Origin of the sequence: Arcanobacterium phocae (assembly GCF_900105865.1) — a bacterium.
GTDB lineage: Bacteria > Actinomycetota > Actinomycetes > Actinomycetales > Actinomycetaceae > Arcanobacterium > Arcanobacterium phocae.
In genome coordinates this window covers 1,902,685-1,924,549 of sequence record NZ_LT629804.1, presented here as the reverse complement: position 1 = coordinate 1,924,549, position 21,865 = coordinate 1,902,685, and the positions used below count along the sequence as shown (strand labels likewise).

18 protein-coding genes and 3 pseudogenes are annotated in these 21,865 nt (G+C 50.3%); 13 read left to right on the top strand and 8 right to left on the bottom strand.

Features of this window, described 5'->3' with window-relative positions; all coding sequences use genetic code 11:
- Positions 1-68 precede the first annotated feature (68 nt).
- Positions 69-272, top strand: coding sequence for a YbdD/YjiX family protein (locus tag BLT51_RS08675; RefSeq protein ID WP_091282292.1), 204 nt, complete (start codon positions 69-71; stop codon positions 270-272).
- 96 nt (positions 273-368) lie between these two features.
- Here BLT51_RS08675 and BLT51_RS08670 read toward each other — a convergent pair whose 3' ends face one another.
- Positions 369-665 (bottom strand): hypothetical protein, encoded by a 297-nt coding sequence (locus BLT51_RS08670; protein WP_091282290.1) that lies wholly within the window; start codon positions 663-665, stop codon positions 369-371.
- A complete protein-coding gene (locus BLT51_RS08665) occupies positions 655-1,014 on the bottom strand; it encodes an ArsR/SmtB family transcription factor (protein ID WP_091282288.1) in 360 nt (119 codons plus the stop codon). The genes BLT51_RS08670 and BLT51_RS08665 overlap by 11 nt, the downstream gene beginning before the upstream one ends.
- 171 nt (positions 1,015-1,185) lie before the next feature.
- On the opposite strand from BLT51_RS08665, the gene betT reads away from it, so the two are divergent.
- The gene (betT, locus tag BLT51_RS08660) at positions 1,186-3,225 is read left to right on the top strand and encodes a choline BCCT transporter BetT (protein ID WP_231943947.1); all 2,040 of its coding nucleotides are present in this window, start codon (positions 1,186-1,188) and stop codon (positions 3,223-3,225) included.
- A gap of 12 nt (positions 3,226-3,237) precedes the next feature.
- On the opposite strand, the gene BLT51_RS08655 is transcribed toward betT, so the two are convergent.
- The gene (locus BLT51_RS08655; RefSeq protein ID WP_091282287.1) at positions 3,238-3,906 is read right to left on the bottom strand and encodes a deoxynucleoside kinase; all 669 of its coding nucleotides are present in this window, start codon (positions 3,904-3,906) and stop codon (positions 3,238-3,240) included.
- A gap of 204 nt (positions 3,907-4,110) precedes the next feature.
- Between BLT51_RS08655 and BLT51_RS08650 the strand changes: the two genes are divergently transcribed.
- Entirely contained in the window at positions 4,111-7,368 is a 3,258-nt protein-coding gene (locus BLT51_RS08650) for a Cna B-type domain-containing protein (protein WP_091282284.1), read from the top strand.
- Positions 7,369-7,438: 70 nt separating this feature from the next.
- Here BLT51_RS08650 and BLT51_RS08645 read toward each other — a convergent pair whose 3' ends face one another.
- Complete coding sequence (locus BLT51_RS08645) at positions 7,439-9,505, bottom strand: cation:proton antiporter (protein ID WP_091282281.1); 2,067 nt, start codon at positions 9,503-9,505, stop codon at positions 7,439-7,441.
- A gap of 105 nt (positions 9,506-9,610) precedes the next feature.
- Entirely contained in the window at positions 9,611-11,662 is a 2,052-nt protein-coding gene (locus BLT51_RS08640; RefSeq protein WP_091282279.1) for a SpaA isopeptide-forming pilin-related protein, read from the bottom strand.
- 165 nt (positions 11,663-11,827) lie between these two features.
- On the opposite strand from BLT51_RS08640, the gene BLT51_RS08635 reads away from it, so the two are divergent.
- Positions 11,828-13,048, top strand: coding sequence for an argininosuccinate synthase (locus BLT51_RS08635; RefSeq protein WP_091282277.1), 1,221 nt, complete (start codon positions 11,828-11,830; stop codon positions 13,046-13,048).
- Positions 13,048-14,421: an argininosuccinate lyase gene (gene argH, locus BLT51_RS08630; protein ID WP_091282274.1), complete on the top strand. Its 1,374-nt coding sequence runs from the start codon at positions 13,048-13,050 to the stop codon at positions 14,419-14,421. The genes BLT51_RS08635 and argH overlap by 1 nt, the downstream gene beginning before the upstream one ends.
- Positions 14,422-14,747: 326 nt before the next feature.
- On the opposite strand, the gene BLT51_RS08625 is transcribed toward argH, so the two are convergent.
- The 3 genes from BLT51_RS08625 to BLT51_RS08615 form a co-directional block, all read right to left on the bottom strand.
- Positions 14,748-15,395 (bottom strand): endonuclease III domain-containing protein, encoded by a 648-nt coding sequence (locus tag BLT51_RS08625; RefSeq protein ID WP_091282272.1) that lies wholly within the window; start codon positions 15,393-15,395, stop codon positions 14,748-14,750.
- 260 nt (positions 15,396-15,655) lie between these two features.
- Positions 15,656-17,110 (bottom strand): dihydrolipoyl dehydrogenase family protein, encoded by a 1,455-nt coding sequence (locus BLT51_RS08620; protein WP_091282269.1) that lies wholly within the window; start codon positions 17,108-17,110, stop codon positions 15,656-15,658.
- A 21-nt stretch (positions 17,111-17,131) separates the two neighbouring features.
- Positions 17,132-17,512, bottom strand: a complete 381-nt coding sequence (locus BLT51_RS08615; protein WP_197672575.1) for a DoxX family protein — start codon at positions 17,510-17,512, stop codon at positions 17,132-17,134.
- 1,219 nt (positions 17,513-18,731) lie between these two features.
- On the opposite strand from BLT51_RS08615, the pseudogene BLT51_RS08605 reads away from it, so the two are divergent.
- The 8 genes and pseudogenes from BLT51_RS08605 to BLT51_RS09530 form a co-directional block, all read left to right on the top strand.
- A pseudogene (locus BLT51_RS08605) lies at positions 18,732-18,980 on the top strand (terminase TerL endonuclease subunit); the annotation flags it as partial.
- A gap of 28 nt (positions 18,981-19,008) precedes the next feature.
- Positions 19,009-19,713: pseudogene (locus BLT51_RS08600) on the top strand (ATP-dependent helicase); the annotation flags it as partial.
- Between the two features lie 75 nt (positions 19,714-19,788).
- On the top strand, positions 19,789-20,115 hold the full coding sequence (locus tag BLT51_RS08595; protein WP_231943944.1) for a hypothetical protein: 327 nt from the start codon (positions 19,789-19,791) through the stop codon (positions 20,113-20,115).
- Between the two features lie 87 nt (positions 20,116-20,202).
- A complete protein-coding gene (locus BLT51_RS08590; protein ID WP_091282264.1) occupies positions 20,203-20,580 on the top strand; it encodes an HNH endonuclease in 378 nt (125 codons plus the stop codon).
- Positions 20,581-20,678: 98 nt separating this feature from the next.
- Positions 20,679-20,834 (top strand): helix-turn-helix domain-containing protein, encoded by a 156-nt coding sequence (locus BLT51_RS09165; RefSeq protein WP_157672982.1) that lies wholly within the window; start codon positions 20,679-20,681, stop codon positions 20,832-20,834.
- A 39-nt stretch (positions 20,835-20,873) separates the two neighbouring features.
- Positions 20,874-21,218, top strand: coding sequence for a hypothetical protein (locus BLT51_RS08585; RefSeq protein WP_091282263.1), 345 nt, complete (start codon positions 20,874-20,876; stop codon positions 21,216-21,218).
- A 99-nt stretch (positions 21,219-21,317) separates the two neighbouring features.
- Entirely contained in the window at positions 21,318-21,671 is a 354-nt protein-coding gene (locus BLT51_RS09535; RefSeq protein WP_157672981.1) for an IS3 family transposase, read from the top strand.
- A pseudogene (locus BLT51_RS09530) lies at positions 21,608-21,862 on the top strand (DDE-type integrase/transposase/recombinase); the annotation flags it as partial. The gene BLT51_RS09535 and the pseudogene BLT51_RS09530, both read left to right, overlap by 64 nt.
- Positions 21,863-21,865: the final 3 nt, after the last annotated feature.

Sequence of the window (21,865 nt, the reverse complement as noted above, 5' to 3'; positions counted from 1 at the left end):
CAAATGCTGGCGGGCTAAGTGCCTGTCACTATGAAACATACTGATCGTTAATAGAAAGCAGGGCAACCATGTCAGAGTTCTCCCAGAAATTCTGGGATCGATATGAGCACGTTCGGTATTTATGGCGAGCTATGACGGGAGAGGGCGCCTACGATGCCTATGTTGAACGTCATCGCCGGGAGCATCCTGGTCATGAGCCGATGAGCGAGCGCGAGTTTTGGCGTGCACGCGCTGACGAAGCCGAACGGAATGTGCAAGCTCGTTGCTGTTAGCGAGGGTTAAATATCGGGTGGGAAGATCAGAAATGATCTTCCCACCCGTCTTTGTTAAGCGACATTTATGGGGCTATGTCGCTTTAGTAGTTTAATTCAGTGCTCGTCGTAGTGTTCGCCGTGAAGTGCGTGGCGATGGCCATCGTGGATGTAATCGACGTGGTCTCCGTGTTGGACAGCTTCGTGGCCGCAGCCTTCGCCGTGCTTGTGCTCGGAAACAGTGTGTTCGGCTACTGCTTCATGCTCGTCGTAGTGGTCACCGTGGAGGGCGTGATGGTGGGTGCCATGCACGTAATCGATGTGGTCGCCATGCTGGATAGCTTCGTGGCCGCAGCCTTCGCCGTGCTTGTGTTCGGCTACGGTGTGCTCGGCGTGGAGATCGCTAATTGTCATTGTTGGCTTCTTTCTGTCGTGCACGATGGTCATCGTGCGGGTGGGGTAGGGAATAAGAATCCACTGATTCTTGAACATGGATGAGGGCATCTGCAACGACGTGCGCTACGTGCACATCAGCTACCTGATAGATCATCTCTTTCCCGTGACGGGTTGAGGTGACAAGGCCGACTGCTCGAAGCGTACGAAGGTGCTGGGAAACCAGCGGTTGAGACATGTGTGCTTGCTCAGCAAGCGCGCCCACTCCGAGTGGTTGTTTATCGAGCAAAACGAGGAGCGCTAGGCGTGATTCGTTACCGAGTGCTTTGAAAAGTTCTGCTGCTTGTGGCAGTCCGTTCAGGATGTCCATGCCTTAATCATGACACAGATATAAAAGAATTACAATATGTTTATTTAAGTAATAATGAGAGTCATTATATGTTCGGAGGCAAGCGCATAGCTGCACGTAGGGTTGGCACAGTGCTCCACATGTGGTAAATCTAAGACGGATATGATGCTAGCAAGAACGGAAATGAGACGGGTGAACGCGACACTTGAACCGAATCGGGCAATAGTAGTTAAGCGCAGAGTGTTTTGGGGCGCTGCATTGTCAATCGGAGCTCTAGTCCTATGGACAATTATTGGGCCAGAAGCTGCAGGGCACGTTCTGAGTGTCGTTACTTTATGGATTGGCAGATGGTTCGGCTGGTTCTATATTTTATTGGGAACAGCGACAGTTGTTTTTGTTTTCTATATTGCGCTTTCTCGATATGGTGACATCCGCTTGTCGTCGTCGGATTCTCGTCCTGAATATTCGAATCTAGCGTGGGCGTCTATGCTCTTCGCTGCTGGTATCGGAACAGATATCTTATTCTTTTCGGTAGCAGAACCAGTATCGCAGTTTATGAAACCGCCACAAGGTACACCACAGTCGGTCACTGCTGCGGAACAAGCCCCTGTTTGGGCCATTTTCCATTATGGAATAACCGGCTGGGCAATGTACGCCCTGATGGGGCTGGCGCTTGGTTACTTCGCATACCGTCGTGGACGCCCAATCGCGGCTCGCACTGCACTAGAACCAATCTTTGGCGAAAAACGCATGGCAGGCATTTTCGGAGACATTGTTGATATTGCAGCCATTCTTGGTGCCGTTTTCGGCGTCGTAACAACCCTTGGAATCGGCGTCGTCCAAATCAACGTTGGACTCGAAATAATGTTTGGGATCCAACGAGGCCTAGCAACCCAAACTGTTCTCATATTCGTTGCGGTTTTGATGGCAATCATTTCGGCCGTGTCGGGTGTCTCGCGGGGGATACGTATTCTTTCGCAGATTAACGTTATAGCAGCGATCGCCCTAGTGGGATGGGTGCTGGCTACCGGGCGTCCGGAATTCTTGATGAACGCCATGGTTTCAAACATTGGTGATCTCGTAGCCTACTTCCCACAGATGACGATGGATACGATGGCTTATTCTGATGTTGAAATCTGGAAGAACGCGTGGACGCTGTTCTTCTGGGCCTGGTGGGTGGCGTGGGCGTCATTTGTTGGAATGTTTTTGGCGCGAATCTCTCGTGGCCGCACTATCCGACAATTTGTTTTTGGCGTGATGACGATTCCATTCCTTTATGTGGTGATGTGGATTTCTATTTTTGGTAACCGTGCGATCGACTATATTTTGCGCGCCGACGACGGACCAGAGTTTGCGCGGATTACTCTCAATACTCCGGAGCTTGGTTTTTATCATTTGTTACAGCAGGTTCCAGGTGGGACAGCTATTGTACTGCTTGCGACTGCTGTCGGATTCTTGTTCTATGTAACGTCTGCTGATTCAGGCGCCCTAGTAGTAGCAAACTTGTGTTCAGTTTTGCCATCGCCGACGACGGATGCGCGGCCGTGGTTGCGGGTATTCTGGGCGTCACTGACCGGAGTTTTAACTGTTGGGATGTTATTTGTTGGTGGGATACCTGCATTACAATCGGCGACAGTCATCATGGGCCTGCCGTTTGCTTTCGTCATCGCTCTAACCATGGTTGGTTTCTATAAGGAGATAAGCCGTGATAGAAAAACTATGAAAGCTCGCTCTGTAACCTACTCGCTTGGGATAGGCTCGTTGGCAGCAACGAGCTTTTCGCAGAACGCTTCGTGGAAAGAACGTCTTGCACAATTATTTGGAACTGTGACCCCGCAACAAGCTCAAAACTATCTAGACCGAGTTGTTAGGCAAGCACTGGAAGCATTGGCTACTGAGATTGCTAAACAAGGTGCTTATTCGGCGGTGGTCTCGGGCGATGATAACTATGTATATCCAGAAACAGATCGCGTTGTCTATGACCACCTAACACTGCACATTACGGGGACTCAAGGAGACTTCTATTATCGAACAATTTCTATTGATGGCCCAGCGATGGTTTATGGAACTCAAATCCCAACTGAGAATGACCGTTCTACTCGAATAGAAGTTCAGACAAGCTTAGATGAAGAGCCATATGACATTATGGGATATTCTGCGGAAGCAATTATTTGTGATGTGATAAATCAGTTTGAACGGTTTATGCGTGACAATGGATCCGGCGAATTTTAGTATCGCGACAATTTAATCGCGAGACAGCGTCATATACTGAGCCGTAGGGTTAAATTGAAGCTTTTCCACCTGCTCGACGAGGAATTTGCGATCCTCGGCGCGGAAGAAATCGAATTCGTCTGCGTTAACCATGAGTACTGGGGATGCTGAGTAGTGGTTGTGTACCCAATCGTCGTAGCCCTCCCACAGGGTGCGGTAATAGGAGACAAGCTTCTCGTCTTGTTCGAAGTCGCGCCCACGCGCCCCAATGCGTTCCATAATCGTATCGAACGAGGCGTGCAGATAGATCATGAGATCCGGGGCTTTCTTCGGGAACTGCGCGATCTCCTTCATCATTTCATCAAGGATTTTGGCGTAAAGACGGAATTCTTCTGGAGAAATGCGACCCAAATCAGTGTTGACTTTTGCGAAATACCAGTCTTCATAGATTGACCGATCCATTATAGCTGGACCGCCAAATAGGGCACGCTTGATGTCCCGGTAACGTGATGTCAGGAATTCAAGTTGTAATAAGAATGGGTAACGCTTAAAGATCTGTTCTTCTTCAGATGCGGTGTAGAAAAGAGGGAGAATATCGTTGTCGTCAACATTTTCCGTGTAAAGATCGATATCGAGATCCGCTGCAACCACTGACGCGAGAGTGGTTTTGCCAACTCCGATCATTCCACCGACAACTAGCATGATTCTCCTCAGATGAAAACAAATAAGCCGAGGTCAATTTTATTCCTTCATGTGCGGTTCTGCTCTCTGAATAGATGTGATTAGACCCGCAAATATAGTGCATCTTGCTAAGAATTAACCAATATCTAGTAAAACCTATTGCATTAGCTCTAATAATATGTTTGACTGATTTAATAAGTGCTTCAGTTAATCGGTGGTTTTTCTATGCTAATGTCCGTTCGGCCAGGCCCGTATTTGTTCAAGCGATTGTGCTACTTTCTCGTTGTTGCAACGGTAGTTCTCGTTGCTATCGTTGCGCCACCAGTTTCTAAATCTTATGCCTTAGACCGACAAGAATTTGTTTGTGAATACGATTGTGATATCCAGTCTTTCATCGATCAGGCAGCACAAGATCCAACTCGTATCGTGTTGTTTGACAGCGATAATATGGTGACTTCCACTCTCGTAATTAACGCCGGTCAGGATATTGAAATTGTGGAAGGAGAACCCTTTCATCCGATGGTTGAATCCACGGGGTCAGTGCTGAACCGGGAAGATGACTTTACTGGTTCTCTCATACATGTCAAAGAAGGCGGCAAGCTTACCCTTAAAGAAAATCCGTCTGGTAAAACTGCGGGGCGCATTGGTGTGTATGCCCGTGGAGAATATGTGCCAGCTAGTTCTCCTACAATTCTAGTAGAAGGTGAACTTGTCCTTGGAAAGGGATCAAAAGTTTACGGTGCTCGCAATCTTTCGGGATCAAATAAAGGTGCAATTACTGTTACCGGTAAGAATGCTTCACTGTTAATCGACGGCGGAATTGTTACGGACAACTGGCGTGGCCAAGATCCAGGATCGAACCAGTACGGCGCTGGAAACATCGCAGTGTCCAAGGGTGCAAAACTCATTATGAACTCGGGCGAAGTTAGCAACGGGCGTGGCTCAGCTGTTAGCGGAGCATCATACGGAGAAACTGGCGGCATTGGCGTTTATAACGGCGGATATGTTGAGATCAACGGTGGTGAAATCTCCAATAACGCAGGTTTCGCTGGTGGCATTGTTGCATGGACATGGCCATGGGACCGGACAGCTACTTTACGCGACCCAGAAGGCGAGCGCTCGAACGTCGTCGTCAATGGCGGAATTATCTCGCACAATACTGCTGGTTTTGGCGGAGGCGGAGCGCTTGTTTTTGGCAACGCAACGCTGACCATGAACGGCGGCGAGATGAGCGAAAACCGGGCACCTAACGGTGGTGGAGTCAATGCCATGAACCTCTACACCTGGGGTGGAGACTATCCTGGATCGGAAGTTGACGGGGAAGGGAAGACTCAGGGGTTTACCAGCGAAGAGTGGCGGAAATTGGTCCCGGGCAGTTTTACCATGAACGGTGGGACTATTTCGCGTAATAATGCGTGGCGTACTGGCGGTGGCGTGAACGTTGTGTCAAACGACGTCATTTTGCGTGCTGGAAATATTACGAACAACTCAACCTCTGGTCAAGGCGGTGGCGTATATGTTGCGACTAAAACCTACACTGCCCATATATTCAATGCTCTTGTCACGGACAATACCTCGTCTTCTGTCGGAGGAGGATTGTGGACGTGTCCTACTGGTTCATATACATTCTATGTAACTGATGGCGTAGCAGTTGCCAACAATGAAGCTGAAAAATTCGGTGACGATTTGGCCCACACCAACTATGGCGGTGCACATGCTGCTCCAATCCGACTTTCCGAACGAATGCTCGGAGGTGGAATATCTCGGTGGTTCGATGACGGCTCATTAGGGGTAGAGTCGACTCGGTTCGACCCATCTGATACCGGGCAACAACGAACACCGGAGAAAATATTTGAGCTCTCCAATGCCGGGCTCAAGAATTCTTCACCAAAAGAATCCTTAGAAACAGCAAAGAAATTTGCACAATTAACTATCAGCGGCAATAGCGCCAGGCTCGGTGGCGGACTGGGAACAAATGGGCACGTGGTTTTCGGCACTCCAGAACAAACTCGCATGCAAATCGAAAAATCATGGATTGTTGACGGCGAAATGGTCCAGGACTCCGGTAAAGACCTCGTTGATGGCTATGCAGCGCCTCCGGTGACAGTAGATATTCTTCGCAAAGACTATTCCGTGCAATCTGGTCAAGTTGACGAAACAATTGTGAATACGATTGAGCTTTCGTGGAACACTGGTTGGAAAGCTACAGTTGAAAATTTGCCAATAACTAATGTTGCCGGAGACCCTATCGAGTACAGTGTTCGTGAACATGAGATAGAAGGCTTCACATCCGATGCTGTGGTTGAACGTCAATGGGACGGATCGTGGCTAGTTAAGCTAACTAATACCAAAGATGAGCCAACAGTAACCTCGTTGGTTTTGACTAAGAAGTGGACGCCGGATGCTCCTAGTAGCGTGGATTCGTTGTCGTTTGATGTTATTGGGACAAGTGATGACTTCCCAGATGGTCGAGTGGTTCGAACGGTTGAGCTTACTGCGCCAGATTGGACGACGACGGTTACAGATCTGCCAATTAAATCTGATGCTGGCCACAATATTGCATATTCTGTGCGTGAGAATGAAATACCCGGATACGTTTCGGTGGTTTCGCCGAAGAAGAATGAAGATGGTACCTGGGGTGTTGACGTAGAGAATATTAAAAAGACGTTTGCCTTAGAATGGACCAAGACCGATGAGTCTAACGATTTATTGGGTGGCGCTGTTTTTAAGGTGACAGGGCCGGATGGCTTTGAGCAGACCGTTGAAGATGACTTAGATGCAGATCTTGATAAGAACCCGGGAAAATTTAGGATAAGCGTTCCAGTCGCCGGTGACTACACGCTGGTCGAAGTCCAGGCACCTGCAGGCTACAAAACAGATAGCGAACCGCGGACTATCCAGGTTAATGAACCGACGAGTGCAACTGATCCTCATGTTATCGGGGTATTTGACGCCATTGTTAATCAGTTGCTTCGCACAGATATAACAGTAGAGAAACACTGGGCTGGTAAAGGTAAGAAGATCGATGTCCAATTCCAGTTGATGGCAGGTGTTACTGGGGAGGAGCCACAACCTGTTGGTGAACCAGTGACGCTTAGTGCAGGATCTGCCAGTTATACATGGACTGGAATGCCGTTATTCCGCGAAGGTAAGAAACTGACATACTCGGTTCGGGAACTGACAGTTTCAGATAAGTTTACGAGTTCAGTTGATGGCCTTGTCGTAACGAATACGTTCATTCCGCCTACACCACCGACACCTCCGACGCCGCCTACACCACCGACGCCTCCGACGCCGCCTACACCACCGACGCCGCCTACACCTCCGACGCCTCCGACGCCGCCTACACCACCGACGCCGCCTACACCACCGACGCCGCCGGAATTACCGAAAACTGGTGCAGACCCGTTTGGTTTAGCTTTTACCGGTATGGTTGTGATTCTTGGTGGAGCTTTGCTGGTGCGTTGGCGTAAGTGTGAGTAAGTCTCAGGTATCACTGTGAGCTGTCGCTTGGTAGCGAAGAAATTGCTGATTCTGTAGTCAGCTGGCTTGGCTAGTGGGTACCTAGGTCAGAAAGGTTCATCTGTAGCAGATAGATTTCATCGCGGAGCATTTGCGCTTCCTTCAATGTTATCTGACCGTCTTCACGTAGCTCTTGGATGCATCCTAGCTCAAGACGGAGTGCCTCAACTTCTAGTAAATTCAGTTGTTCGCCCATTGTTCTGGATGGAATTTCCGGGTCATGGGCTGTGTTTGATGCGTCTTGTGTTTCGGGTATAGCTGGATATTGTCTATGAGAAGATTGTTCTAGCTGGCGAAGCATGTCATTGTGTTCACGTAGCAGGAATTTGCGTACATTTTCGGCATTCTCTGAATCAATAGTTGCGGATTCTAAAAATGCGATTGCAAACTTTTCGAGTTCTATTCGTGCATGGCGTAACTGCTCAACTGAGTCAGGGGCTTTATCGGAGCTGTGGTCATCAAGAAAGATCCTTATCCGGCTGGTGATAAATGCCCACATGCCTTTGATATTAAAGGCGCCACTGCGACGATGCTTCATAACCTGCAAAAGACGTTCTAACGTATGGTCTAGCGCATGGTGGGTAGCAACTGAAATCGTGTTCTGAGACAACATATCGTCAATAAATTCGCGTTGTCGGAAAATCAATTCCAACCGCAGTTGACGGTTTGCGGTAGCAAAGTCGTCACCGGCAGTTAGCTCTGCAATTTCGCGTCGGTAACGGCTAACAAACAATGCCAGTGCAATGGGATAATGAGTCTCGAACTTAGTAGTCATTGATTTAATGAGGAGACGCAACACAGCTGCTCGTACGTCGTTCTCTCGTGTTTTTTCCTGTGCAGAGACCTGGAACGGTGCCAGACGCGGAACAATAAAATTAGCAAGAAGAAGCGTAAACAAAATAATCCCTGATGCTAAGAAAATAAGCTCATCACGGATAGATTGGCCATGCGTACCAATAATTCCATAAGGCAGTGTGAACGCAATAGTGAGTGTGACAGCGCCTTTTGGACCACCCAACGTCGTCACTAAAGAAGGTATTAAAACACTGCGTAACGAAGGAAAACCAGGTAGCCCACCACGTTTCATGCTAATGAAATCGGCAATTACGATCCAAAGATAGCGCACGCCGACAACTACTACAGTGCCGGCAATGACCATTCCTAAGAGTGCTAGCGGATCTGCAGACTGTTCCCACGAATTTGTGACGATGCTTGGCAAATTCGAACCAAGAAACACGAAAACAACGCCATTGAGGATAAAGCTGAGCACTTCCCATACTCCGGAAGAAACAAGTGATACCCGAGCTGTGTAAACCGTAGAAGGTAACGGCGCTAACGTGACTAATAATCCGGCACCAACCACCGCAAGAACACCGCTAACATGTAATGACTCTGCAACGAGATAGATAGCAAACGGAGTGAAAATTTCGAACGTCACGTGGAACACGGTAGACTCCAAGCCCACACTGCGGACTGCACGAGTCACAGCTAGAACCACGACCCCCAAAACCAAGCCACATACAAGCCCGCCACCAAACGAGATAGCAAATGCCGTTGCCGCTTCACGGATGCTGAAAACTCCAGTAACTACCAGTGCTACCGCAAATTGGAATGACACAATGCCGGAGGCGTCATTGATAAGAGCTTCGCCAGATAATAAAGCTTTTTGGCGTTCGTTTAGTTTTGCTGTTTTTGCCAGTGCAGTAACGGCAACTGCGTCAGTAGGTCCGAGAGCTGCACCAAGTGTGAGCGCTGCGGCTAACGGGATAGTAGGGGATAGCCAATGGAGTACAAATCCGACTGCAAAGACACTTGCTACAACTAGTCCGATCGCTAGAGACAGAATCGAAGACATGTGGCGTGCTAACGATCGTTTTGAAACTTTACGCGATTCGTCGTATAAGAGCGGAGCAATGAAAAGTACCAGAAACAGATCGGCGTCGATCGTGAGGGCAAACGGTTCGCCAATAACTAAAGCCGCAAGCAATCCCATCGCAATTTGAATGAGTGGGAGCGACAATCCAGAAACTAACTGGTCCAGAACAGTCGATAATAAAATAACGGAAAACAGTAACAAGATAAGTTCTAGGGCTTGCATATCTTCTCCAATAATCTACTGTTTGTTTATATTACCTGAGCATGAAAACGTGCGCTGTAGACTCATTGATTGTCCACAGCGCACGTTTGTACCAAAGGAAAGAGATTATTCCTTACGCGTTCTGATAGTTATTGTGGTAATGCCAATAGATCCAACACCGATTCCGAGTAGACCGAGCATCGCCAGCATGACAGAGTCTAGACGCGTGCCTGTGGTAGCAAGATGCGGTTCGGATTCTGGCTCTGGTTGTGGGTCTGGCTCAGGTTGTGGTTCCGGCTTTGGGTCTGGCTCAGGTTGTGGTTCCGGCTTTGGGTCTGGCTCAGGTTGTGGTTCTGGTTGTGGGTCCGGAGACGGAGATGGTTCTGGGTCTGGCTCGGGTTGTGGGTCCGGAGATGGAGATGGTTCTGGAGATGGTTCCGGTTCAGGTGCAGGTTTTGGAGTAACTGCATGCCACAGATCAGAATCCGAAACCTTTATATCGCGTACTACTGAAACTGCATGAATAGAAGCTATATCCTTGTGAAATGCTCCTAACGGCATGTTGGCGAGTTTGCCCTGGCAATAGATCTTTTCCCCAACCTCAAAACGAGCGAGCTCGGTCACTGTTATTGGCTGATCGTTGAGCGTACAATGAATATTGGCGACACGTCCAGCAGTCTTTGGATCTGTTACATCACTGAACTGTAAATCTTTTAATGCGATATCGCCGATGTTTGTGATAACAAAGCCAACTGCTGTACCGGCATCCACATTTTCTAGAGGAATTTGGTAAGGATCTGCTTCGTCGTCGTGATCTCCAGGGAACAGGCCTTCATCGAGAGTATACTTTTCAATATCAATCGCTGGGTGTACTAGGCGTGAATTTGTAACCGTCAACGCGTCAGTTTGCGTCGATTCGAAATTTTCTGGCACCCCTGGGATCCCCTGGGAGTCCACTTCGCGTACCGAGTAAGCCCATGGGTGGCAGGAGCCATCCCGTTCTGGTAAATCGATCCAGGTCGCCGTCGTCGTCTCTCCCGTTAAGGTAGCCAATGCTAGTCCAGGAACTGGCTCAGGAGTTTCTCCATCAAGGTTTCGCATCAGCTGGAAAGAAATCCGTGGCGCAGGCATGGTGTCGAGATCTTTCCACACTTTCGTTGCAGTTTTCTCGCTGCCCTTTAGTTTGATACTCACAGTGTTCGAAGTGTTGACCATGTTGTTATCAAGCCAAACTTCTGCAGTATTTTCGATGGGTGATGTGTTCACTTGTGCATTCTGGTATTCGCTAGCAGCTGGACGTACGTCAATTTCTAGCTTGAGGGTTCGTAAATCTACCGCCTCAAAACCCTTAGCTAATAACTGAGAAAAATCGGTAATCTCTGCTTTAACGAGAGTGCCCTGTGTGGTAGGAGTTTGCGATATCTGAACTGGGACAGTTGCTGTCATGCCTAATGATTCGACATAACCGCGTGCGGCAATTACTTCCAGACGGGGGCTGACTAAATCTTGGATACTGAAATTCGCATACGAGGTAGCGAGATCCGTTGAAGGTAGGTAGACAAACTGCCAGTTAGCATAAATTGACAGCGGAGCAGTCATTGTGAACGTCACTGGTTCAGCTAAATTATTGCCGTCGCATCGTTCGATTACTGTCTTGTCTGCAACGCTACTGATCTTGGCAATGTTAGGTTTAACTGGAAAATATATCTTGAATGGAGTTTTTCCTGGAACATGTGCGCCCGGAGCCGGTCCAGCGCCGCCGTTTTCGTTCTTTCCATCCATCAATATTTCAAAGTCGCCTGTCGGAGTTTTTGACACTGAGATGCTATGGGGTTTAGCAAGATTAACGACGCCGGCTGGCACTTTTTCGACCGTCAGCGTGTAGTTTCCTTCATTCAGATTACTGAATACTGCCCGGCCACTTGACGACGTCGTAACTTGGTGTTTAAAACCTGAATCGGGATCGGTAAGAACAAAGGTTACGCCAGAAAGAAGATCGGCTGTGTCTGGAAGAGCTGTACCGGTGTTGTCATGCTTGAAGGCGGACAGCTGCAATGTTGCTCCGGTAGCCGCGTGTGCCGGTAACGGTCTAGGCGTGACCAGCATAGTGAACGCAAGTATCAGTGCAAAGAACATTGCGATAGGAATAGATAATCGGTTGCTTTGAGAGTGTTTCATAGCAGGATACTCCCGGGGTGGTTGTAGAAAGTGAATATCTGTCCAATCTACCGGAAAACGACGAGGCGTGGTTCACAGTTGACGTTTGATGATGGCGACTCACTACCCTAAGTGTATAGTTATACACAATAGCGTATAATTATTCTGAAAGGTTGGTTGAATAACATGACGAAAGAACCTATCCTCCTTGCTTACTCTGGTGGACTCGACACCTCGATAATTATCCCATGGCTCAAGGAAAACTACGACTGTGATGTGGTTGCGATAGTTGGACAAGTCGGAATCGGCGTTGATGACGATGCGTTGACGCGAAAAGCATTAACATGCGGCGCTGAAAAAATATACATTGAAGACCTAGCCGAAGATTACATTGTTAACTACATCTACCCAACGCTCAAAGCCGAAGCCAAGTACGAAGGAAGCTATCTACTCGGCACCTCGACCGCACGACCCTGTATCGCCAAACGCATGGTCGAGATTGCCCAGGCGGAAAACTGCACCGCCATTGCCCACGGGTGTACTGGCAAAGGAAACGATCAGGTCCGTTTCGAACTAGCGATCAAAGCCCTTGCCCCAGAGATGAAGATTATTGCGCCGTGGCGACTTTGGGATATCACATCCCGTGACGAAGAGATCGACTATGCCAATGCTCGTAACATCCCAGTCCCGGTCACTAAAGAGGACAACTACTCGATGGACCAAAACATCTGGCACCTCAGCCACGAAGGGATGGACCTCGAAAACCCGGGAAACGAGCCTAAACACTCAGCTCTACTCAACATTGTCGCCAGCCTAGAACAGACACCAGACCAAGGTGAATATGTCGAGATCGAATTCGTCTCCGGCATCCCAGTCCGGGTAGATAACGTCACGGGCGACGTCGACATGCTCACCTACCTCAATGACAAAGCTGCCAAACACGGCGTCGGCGTCATCGACATCGTCGAAAATCGGTTAGTCGGCATGAAGTCCCGTGGCGTCTACGAAACACCAGGCGGCACAGTCTACTACGCAGCCCATCGGCAACTTGAACTCCTGTGCCTCGAACGCGATACGCTCCACTATAAAGATCTCGTTGCCCAACGCTTCGCTGACCTCGTCTACAGCGGGCAATGGTTCCATCCACTGCGCGAAGCCCTCAGTGCCTTCGTCGACAAAGCCAACGAGACCCTCACCGGAACCGTCAAACTCAAACTATATAAGGGCAACATCATTCCAGCAGGAACCTCGTCACCGTTCTCGCTCTACGACGAAGCCCTATCTACCTTCGATGAAGACGACGTCTACAACCAGTCTGACGCCACCGGATTTATCAACCTGTTCGGGCTCCCCACCCAAGTTGTGGCCCAGATGAAACAGCGCGCGGGCATGATGGAGGAAAAATAATGGCAGGAGCACTATGGAGCGGACGATTCCAAAAAGCCACCGATGCGGCCGTCTGGGCCATGAACTCCTCGCTGAACTTCGATAAGCGACTCTATGCTCACGACGTCGCCGGAAGTATCGCACACGCAACTATGCTCGCGCAGATTGGGATTTTGACACCCACTGAGCTTGAAGCGATCACAGGCGGGCTCGCCGGTATCAAAGCAGATATCGACAGTGGCGCGCTCGTTATCGGCGGCGCAGCTGAAGACATACACATGTTCGTCGAAGCAGAACTCACCAAACGAATAGGCGATCCTGGCAAGAAGCTCCACACCGCTCGTTCACGCAACGACCAAGTCGCCACCGATCTCAAGCTCTGGATGCGCGACGAATTGGGGGAGATCGACTCGCTAATCCGTGAGCTGGTTGCAGTGTTTATTGAAGTTGCGAAGCAACATGTCGATACTGTCATGCCGGGGTACACCCATCTTCAACGGGCACAACCTATTACACTTGCACACCATCTGATGGCATATGTGCACATGTTTATGCGTGACCTCCAGCGGTTAGGCGAAGCCGGGAAGCGGTTGAACTATTCACCGCTAGGGGCGGCAGCGTTAGCAACGACGACGTATCCAGTAGACCGAGAGCTCACCGCGAAACTGCTAGGTTTCGATGGGGTGGCAACGAACTCGCTCGATGCAGTTTCAGACCGTGACTATGTGATGGAGATAGCCGCGGATTTAGCGATTTTCATGGTGCATCTATCGCGGTGCAGTGAAGAAATTATTTTGTGGGCGAGTGCAGAGTATGGCTTTATCGAACTTGATGACGCGTATGCCACCGGAAGCAGTATTATGCCGCAAAAGAAAAATCCGGATGTGGCAGAGCTGACGCGCGGTAAAACTGGCCGCGTGATCGGTGATGCGATGACGCTGCTGACAATGATGAAAAACTTGCCATTGGCGTATAACAAGGATGTTCAAGAAGATAAAGAGGCAATCTTCGATGCGGTTGATACCGTGAAGTTGTGTATTCCAGCATTCGCTGGAATGGTGGTGACGATGCAGGTTAATGCAGGGGAGATGCGGCGAGCAGCTGGTGGCGGTTTCACCAATGCGACTGATTTAGCAGACTATTTGGTAATTAAGGGCGTCCCGTTCCGTCAGGCGCACGAAATTACCGGCAAGCTCGTGCATTATTGCGTAGGTCAGGGTATTCATTTGGAAGAGCTCGGGCTTGAGATGCTGCGCGAACACTGCGAACTTATTGAGGACGACGTCTATGACTATCTCGATATAGCCAACTGTGTGGCGCGCCGCAATGTTGTGGGCGGGCCGGCTAAGGAAGCCGTGCTACGAGACATAGCAGAAGTTGAGAAGAAGCTGTAAAGCAGAAGGGGTGTGCAGTAAATCGGGAAATAGCGCAAACCTCGACGTATATGGACGAGGTTTGCGCTATTGCCACATTAGCTGCCGAAGGTAGAAGTGTATCAGGGGGCCGAGCCACAAAAATGCCGGTGTTCAACTCAATTCTTTGATGATCGATTGGCTGATTTGTTGTCCTTGTAATAGGCAGACATAGCGATGTAGTGGCCGGAGTATTCGGCGCAGTGCCGATCGCCGGCGTGTGGCTGAGGTCGGAATATACCCGATAGAAATAAAGAGCTGGGTACCACCCGCAGCTGGTTCTAGCTCTATATGCACAACTCGCTGTTTTACACGGAGTTAAAAGCTCTGGAGGCAAGGAGTGGATATGCCTGTTCCCAGCCGCCTAGTTGGCGAGCGCGTTTCCCGCCGTCGACGATAAGCCCGTGAAATTTTGCCAATTCGGCAGTAGTAAATTGGCTGTGCTCAATAAGTGGATCGAGGGTTCGTTTAGCTGCCGTGTAGTTTCGATACTCTCCGTATCCGGTGGCTGCTAATAGCCGACGGGCATAAAGATCGTAAATGAAAACCGGTCGGTCATAGATATAAAGCAAAAGATCATCGGCAGTTTCTTCACCAACTCCACGAATCCGCAGCAACTCCTCGCGCAACTGCGGCGTGCTCAAGTGTTCGGTGTGCTGATCGCGTTCGATGAACCAAGAGGTGAGCTCTTTGAGGTAGCGTGTCTTGGTGTTGTAGTATCCACACGGGCGAATCAAGCTAGCCACCGTTTCGTCGCTGGCAGCCAGGAGGCGTTCCGGGCTCAGCATGCCGGCCTCGCGTAGATTATCGATGGCAGACTCGACGTTGTGCCACGAGGTGTTTTGGGTTAGTACCGCGCCGATGGCGATTTCGAATCTGGATTCGCCTGGCCACCAGGTTCCGGCAGGTATCTGCTGTTCCAAAAGCTCAAAGAGCTCTCGCATTGTATGGCTCATATCGTCTCACCGTCATTGTACTGACCGTCTTTATCGTGCCGCTGCATCGCAGTTTTATGCGGAGAGGTTGTGCACCAAAGAGGGAAATAGGGCAAACCTCGACCATATACGCCGAGGTTTGCCCTATTGCCACATTAGCTGTTGCAACTGGCGGCGTATCTCAGGCAAGAGCGCCACAGGTTAGGCAGGGGCGCTAGTTCTAGCAGGGTGCCCGCAAGTATAAACGGGAGCCCCGCAGTTCAAACAGTGGTGCCGCAGCTCTACCGCAGCTCTACCGGAAACTCCTCAAGCAATCGCAGCCAAATTTCGGATGCGGTCGGATATGCCGGCACGGCATGGCGCAGAACTCGCACCGGCAATTCGCCAACGACAGCAACTGTGGCTGCGTGGAGCAATTCAGCAACATCCGGGCCGACGAATGTTGCACCGAGTAGCACGCCGGTGTGTGCGTCTACGACGAGCTTGGCTTTGCCGTTCGTATCGTCACGTAACAGTCCAACTCCGGCAGCGGATGTGATCTCAACTTCGCTGGTGAGTACCTCGCGTCCCTGCTGGCGTGCTTGAGCTTCGGTCAGGCCAACCGATGCGACTTGCGGATCAGTGAATACGACCTGGGGAACAGGAACCTCTACATTTGGTGCGGTTTCGGGTGTGCCCGCAAGTTTCGCGCCGAGCACCCGTGCCTCATATTTGCCTTGGTGGGTGAGAGGTGCGCCGGTTCCGGCGTCACCAATAGCATGTAGCCACTCAGGCAGGTTTCCTTCGCGTATGTCATCGGGGGTGAGGCCAACGGTATCGAGTCCGACGTTATCCAGCGCCGGGCGCCGGCCTGTTGCGACAAGAAGCTCATCGGCATCGAGAGTTTTCACTGTGTCACCATCTGCGGAATGTGAACGGGTAATGACGTCGAGGTGTACGGTTCCGCCGTGAATATGCCCGATTTCTGGGTTCGGGTTCAATGCCGGATCGCGCTTAACTGCCGTCACTTCAGCGTTCGTTAAGACTGTGATGCCCTGGTTTTCAAGGGATTCCTTAACGAATTGGCCAGCAAAAGGTTCAGAGCGATCGAGGAGTGACGATCCGCGTACCAGCATCGTGACTTTACTGCCTAAGGCTTGCATCCAGGTAGCGGCTTCTACTGCGACGACGCCGCCGCCTACAATAACTAAACGATCTGGGACCTCAACGACTCCAGTTGCATCACGCGATCCCCAGGCATTCACACCTTGGTACATGTTTGGAATGACCGGCGTTGACCCGGTGGCCAGAACGACTGCAACGCGTGCCTCGACGGTGTAGGGTTCGGTGGTTTGAGGATCATTAGCGGTTGTGCCGCCATCTACTGGCGTGATTTCAACCCGGCGTTCTCCCACGATACGTGCATGGCCGCGTGCCACTTCCAAGCCGGCATCTTGTGCCCAGGTTATTTGGGAGCTGTCATCATATTCGCTCACCCATTCGTCACGGCGAGCCAACATGTCGCGCGCATTGATACTCGCGCCGCTGACACCCTGCACGTGATCTGTTGCATGTGCTAGATCCACGGGGCGCAGGAGGGCTTTGCTTGGAATACATGCGTAGTAGGAACATTCGCCACCAAACAGTTCCTTATCAACGAGGAGGACGGAGAGTCCGCCATCGTGGGCATATTGCGCAACATTTTCGCCTACCGGGCCGGCGCCAATAACAATGACATCTACTGCTTTATTATTCATATAATCACGCTATAACTGAAATCAGTGCTTCCGTTTGGCTTCAAGTACGCCGACGAGACCACCAATTGCGGCGAGGTTCTTAAAGAACTGGATCTGTTGCATACCTTTTGCCTCCGGAGCAGACTTCCAGAAAGGATGCCCGGCGAGCGTCGTCGGAACAAGAGCACCAACAAGGCCGAGCGCGGAAAGTTTCGGAAAAATGCCAAGAGCTAGTGCCGCGCCGGCGCCAACCATAACAGCTCCGTTTGCGCGAACCATGAGTTCAGCATTCTCGTGACTAACCTCAATGCCAAGATCAGCCATGAAGTCCTGTGTGATCTGTACGCGACCACCTGGCTCCTTGACGGAATCAAAACCCGCTGTGACAAAAATTCCAGACAAAAGAATCTGTGAAAGTTTCATTACTTCACCTAACTTTCCAATACACCACGTAGGCATTAGCCGAATGCTACTCGACGGCGTCGAGCGCACATCTTGAAACCACACTAGCACTGTTGCGGTACGGTGCAGGTGCGTTTAAGGTGACAGTGAAATTCTCTGAAATATGCTTACTAGGACTGTTGAACACCAAACTCTTATAGCAGGTGTACAGATTATGAGGAGCGCGTGGTGAAGTGGTTTTAGCGCTGTGTCCAAGTGAGGTGACGAGAATGTTTTGGTGGCATGATCGTGAAAAGACCCAACGCGGGCTTGACGATGTCAGTTAAACCACTGTCTCCATATTCGTATCAGGATTGTCCTAAGCTATCTCACGAGCATTTTATCAAACGCATGCCAAGGCTGAGGACAAACGTTACCAGCCCTACTAAAGGGGGCTGAAAGTTAACAAGCGTTACAGGTCGAGGTGGAAAAAGATCCACGCTACCTACGTCGCAGCCCACCCGCTGTGTGAGGACTGCCTTGAAGGTGGGGTGTCACGCGCCGGTGCAGGAAGTCCACCGTGTTCTCCCGTGGGAACATGGCTGCACCCACGACTTTGATAATCATCGTTTGCTGTGCAATTGTAAAAAGATCAAGAATTAACTGAGCTGAAGAAAGTCGACAAGTTGCCTACGGGAGGTACTTTTGAGATTGAGTGTTATTTCCCAGAGCTTAACGATCAGCGTAGTCAGGTAGATGCCCAGTTAATGCAGAATTCTTCTAATAATGGCAAGTTTGAAGTTGAAAAGTATCGTATGACTCAGGATATTTCAAGTCAGATGTGCTTGTTCAATGGTAATGTACGTGGCTGAAAGAGACGGTGCTTGCTCAAGGGTCTAATTAAGTCATTGAAAAAATAATGTAATTAATTGAAACTAAAGTATATCTTTGTTAGTGTTTTAGGACACGCTAGACGCAATGGGGTGAAGTGAGCCCATTGAAAAGATCATCGAACAAGCTCAATCCGTGCGTCCTGACGGAAACTTGCATAAAACTGGCAGGAGAATATGATGTTTTCGCCGTATAGTCACGTATGGTTTCGTGATGCATTGATGTTGGTTGTCATAACAGTCTTAATGCTCCTGATTAGTTACTTTGTTTTCGATATTTTCCCGTGGCAAGCAGCCTTGACCATGTGCTGTATTGCCCTAGTGGGTTTTGTAATCGGAATCTTCCTGAGAATACGAGAGAACAAAAAAGAAGGGCTCTAAAGAAGCTGGCGTTGGAAGTTAAACTCGTCCATGGCACTCATCCGGTCCTGTCATGGATGGTGGACAACATTCACATGCGCACCGACCCGGCAGGCAACATCAAACCCGACAAACGAAAGAGCACCGAGGAGAACGACGGTGTGGTCGCTACGATCATGGCCCTCGACCGTGCCATTAGAAACGGCACCGGACACGTCAACAATAGTGTTTACGACGAGCGCGGGCTATTGTTTGTTTGACGTATTTGGCCTGCACAAACAGTAATAAGTGAGAACTACCGACTATCTGAAGCTCCCAGAACTGACAGTGACGACGATGCCAGTGGTTCTCGCAGCGAAGGAACGCCATGTTTACGACCATCTGAAAGCTGACCTTGTCCTCGAACTAGGAGAGGAAACGATCGATGCTGCTAACGCTGCAGCCTTATCCGGGAAGTTGCTGCAGATGGCCTCGGGTGCGATCTATACCGCAGACGGCAAATGGGCTCTGATTCATGACCGGAAGCTCAACGCACTCGAAGATATCTACGAGGCAGCTAATAGCTCTCCGTTGCTGGTGGCGTACTGGTTTCAGCATGACTGCGAACGCATCCAGAGTCGTTTCCCTCACGCACGAGAACTCAAAACAAGCGCAGATATTGAGGCCTGGAACCGGGGAGAGCTCACTCTCGGCCTGATCCACCCAGCCTCAGCTGGCCACGGACTGAACCTCCAGGCAGGCGGGCACCTGCTTGTGTGGTTCTCGTTGACGTGGAGTTTGGAGCTCTACCAGCAAACCAACGCGCGGATCTATCGGCAAGGCCAGAGTGAGCCAGTCACGATCACGCACCTAGTAGCAGAAGGGACGCTCGATGAAGCCGTCCTCAAAGCCCTCGATGCGAAAGATGTTACTCAGGCCGCGCTAATCGATGCGGTCACACACGAAACCCACACAACCACGACCTCTTCTCGAAAGGAACTCTCATGCATGTGATGACCAAATACCTCGACACAAAGAAAGCCGCCATCGCCGCCCTCAGGCGACCTCCACGCGAGCGAGAACAGGATCATGTCCACGATCGAACGCATCGATACCTACAAGGCACGATATGTGGAGGCGCGTCAATACATGGACTGGTTCCTCCCAGCATGGGAAATCATCTCCGAGGACGACCGTTTAGTGCTGGAAGCGTTCTTCCTCGGCGAAGGAACCCAAGAGGATGCGGTTCAGCAGATCTGCAACCATTTCTACGTCGAACGCACCACCGCCTACCAAAAGAAGTCGCGCGCCTTGGCTCGTCTTGCGACCGCACTGTACGGAGGCTATAGGTGTGCACCCAGTGCGTTAAAAGGTGTCAAGAACGCCGGATGCATATGCGCCTTTCCTATGAGATGATGTAGGTGGTTGAAAAGTAGGACAAGCCCCAAGAACCCAGCATCGGGAACTTGGGGCTTCACCATGCTTAGGAAAGGAGCAAAAGCGATGCCAGTCAAACCAGCGTCCCCGTGCTCCCACCCTGGTTGCCCGGAGCTCACCCACGAGCGCTTCTGCAAGGCCCATGCCAAGGCGGAAGACGCACGCTATCGCAAGCACCAGCGTGATCCGAAGATCAACCGCCGCTACGGCTCACGTTGGCGCAAAATCCGCGCCGCCTACATCGCACAACACCCGCTCTGTGAGAACTGCTTTGAATCAGGGCGTTACACACCAGTGGCCGAAGTACACCACGTACTCCCGCTTGAACACGGCGGCACCCACGACTTCGACAACCTGCGGAGCTTGTGCAAGCCCTGCCACTCTAGGCAGACGGTGCTCGATGACGACCGCTGGCGGCAAGCGCCTCGGGTCTACAGTTACTAATATTCTTAATGTTGTTTTGTGTGATATTGATAGTATAAGTCAAGTCAATTTTGATATGAACCCTTGTGGTTGGACAGTTCTGATGTGAAAGGACTGTTATGAGTCGGAAGGCTAAGGATCGGCGTTTGAAGGTTTTACGCTTGTATCCCAAGGGTGTTTCTATTAGTGATTGCGCGCGTTTAGCAGGAGTTGCGTATGAAACTGCGCGTCGTTTTTGTCGAGAGGTTGACTTGCATGGTATCGAGCAGGCATGAAAGGCCCCGTCATTTCGTACCTGGCCTATAGAATTGAAAATGGAAGTCGGATCGCGGTGGCTTGATGGCGAAAGCGGGTCAGACTTAGCTCGCGAGTTTAAGTTGCCATCAGCTTCGTATCCAGCATTGTTTGGGCGTTGGTTGGAAGGTCAGCAAATGATTGATCATGAACAAAGCGCAAGAGCAGCAGGACAACGGGTTGTTCGGGCTCAAAAAGCAGGTAGAGAGATCAGTGAGTGGGGTCAGTGGTTGGCTGAAGTTCGCCAGCATATCGAAGCTGCCAAGCAGGAAGCTACTAGTGAGCAGGCCCGTGTGGATCTTGATGCGTTGCACGTGGAGATCTTGGAAAAATCTTGCGCTTTGAGGGAGGAGAATGACACGTGACAGGCGTTCTTGATCCGCTTGGTCACAACCCTTAAAGCCCGCTATCGAGTATCAAGACTCTGTCAGATTGTTGGGCTTGCCCGGTCAATATATTATTGGGTGTTGAAAAATGCTGGTCGGATAGATGCTGACCTAGAGCTGGTGAAGCAAGCGTATGCGTATAGTTATGGAAGGTATGGGTATCGACGCCTGACTTATTTGATACGCCGTGGTTTTCAGGACCATGAAGGACGGTGTATGAACCATAAGAAGGTTGCCCGCTTGATGCGCCAAGCCGGGCTATACGGAATGCATCCCAGGCGTAAACGTGAGCAAGTCTTTCGCTTCGAACACTTGCTCGTATTCCCAACCGTTTGCAACGTAACTTTAGTGTTTGACAACCCGGTAAGTGCTTGGTTACAGATATTACGCAGATCAAGTGGGGTCGAACCTGGTATTACCTGTCACCTTTAACTGATCTGTTTAATAACGAAGTGGTGGCATGGCGCTTGTCCACCTCCTCAGATTCGACGCTTGTCACAGGGATGGTGCGAGGCTATAGTCAAAAGCACTGCTTGCGAGACGTTATTATTCATAGCGATCAGGGACGTCAATACTTCTTTGAAGACTACCGCAAGCTCCTGAGAGCTTTGGGAGTACGATAATCC